General features: G+C 26.2%; 1 protein-coding gene and 1 pseudogene. Both read left to right on the top strand.

The genetic code is table 11. The features are described 5' to 3' along the window. The first annotated feature begins 87 nt into the window (after positions 1 to 87). Entirely contained in the window at positions 88 to 1,398 is a 1,311-nt protein-coding gene (locus NL42_RS17175; RefSeq protein ID WP_461313676.1) for an O-antigen polymerase, read from the top strand. Continuing rightward, a pseudogene (locus NL42_RS17170) lies at positions 1,399 to 1,663 on the top strand (glycosyltransferase family 1 protein); the annotation flags it as partial.

Raw genomic sequence — 1,663 nt, 5'->3', positions numbered from 1 at the left:
ATATTTTATTATTTTATTTTTGATAATTATGTTGCTTATTTATGTTGTAAATTTTTATAGCATTTTAAAGTATGTTAAGAGGTTAAAATGAATAGATTCGCATTTATTTGGGGAGTAATCTCACTTGTAATGATATGCCTCTTATGGCTTCTCATAAGTTTGGATAGTCTAGATTTATTTTTAAATTTATCTCTTGTTTTTATTGCTTTACTTACTTTTTTTCAAATAAAAAAAAGCGGTATTCTTGCACCGAGTACAATAGTTTTTGTAACAGCACTGCCCTATTTCTTAACAGCAATATATAATTCATTTATTTATAAAGACTATAGTTTTTTTCTGGAAAGAACTAATGCTAGCCTAATACTATATTCTTTTATTTTTTTTGGTTCTTTTATTTTTTTTGATTCATATTTAAATAGAATTAAAACTATTGAATTGGATTTTAGGAAAAAAATTAATCCAACTATTGTTTTTTTAATATATGGGGCGATTGTACTTATATATATTACTATGGTTTCGATGTCATTTTCACTAGATATTGGAGCAGTAACACGTGCGGATATTTATAAGTCAAAATCTACTTTTTTCGATGTTTATAAACTTTTTGTTTATTCTTTTTCTGTCTTTTATATTTGGTTTATTATCTGTATTGAGGAAAAGAAAGGAAAATTTTTGTTCTTTTGGTTGTTTCCGTTAATTCTATTTTCAGCTACTGATATCTTAATTCTAGGTGATAGAAAGCTAGCAATATTGTTGTTTATTATTTGTGCTTATAGTGTTAATGTGAAAAGACGCATTAATCCTGTCTATATTGGATATGGATTTATTTTTGCTTTGTTGATGTGGCTTTATGGTTATTTAAGAAATACTAGTGTTTCTCAATGGGGAAATATTTTAAGTGAATTAGACTATGGTACAGCCTTTAGTCCTGATAAATCTGAATTTGGAGCATTTAGTATTATTTGGAATGACTATTTTTCTAAATATTCCTCAGTTCAAATGCACCCTACTTATTTAGAAACATTTGCGCAGATTGTTCCAACATTTATTTTCCCTAATAGACCTATTTCTCCGTCAGTTAACTTTGTAAAAGAATTTTATCCTGATATTTATAGCTCAGGTGGTGGATTAGCTTTTAATGCGATTCTTGAGTCCATGATGAATTTTAATATATTAGGACCTGTTGTTTTTGCATTTTTACTTGTATTTTTTTCTAAATTTTATAATAAATCTTCTTTTGGAGTTTTACTAGGTACAATATATATCTTCTGTTTTTCCTTTACTTTAAGGAATGATATGATTAGTAACTTCAGAACTTTTTTTATTCTTAGTGTTGTGGTTTTAGTATCTATTTTGGTTTTTTGTAGAGTTGGGAAATTAAGAGCAGGTGAGAATTAAGTGGATAATATATATTTTATTGGTAAACTTCCTTCACCTATAGGTGGTGTTACTGTTTTTAATCAACGTAAATTAGAACAGTTAACTAATAGTTTCCCAAATGTTAATTTTGTTTTAATTGAGCCGAATAAAAAAAACTTATTTAAAATACTTTTAGTATTAAGGTCTAAATCAATTAAACATTTGAGTGCTTCCAATTTTCTTTTAATTTTATTGGCTTCTTTGTTTGCAAAATATCAAACAGTTATATTTTATGATCATAATT

The organism is Acinetobacter sp. GN11 (assembly GCF_054823985.1).
The sequence above is the reverse complement of the archived record's forward strand: the minus strand, read 5'-3'. Positions and strand labels throughout refer to the sequence as shown.

Coding starts and splice junctions, on each gene's coding strand:
- NL42_RS17175 (WP_461313676.1), top strand. CDS start 88: ATGAATAGATTCGCATTTATTTGGGGAGTAATCTCACTTGTAATGATA.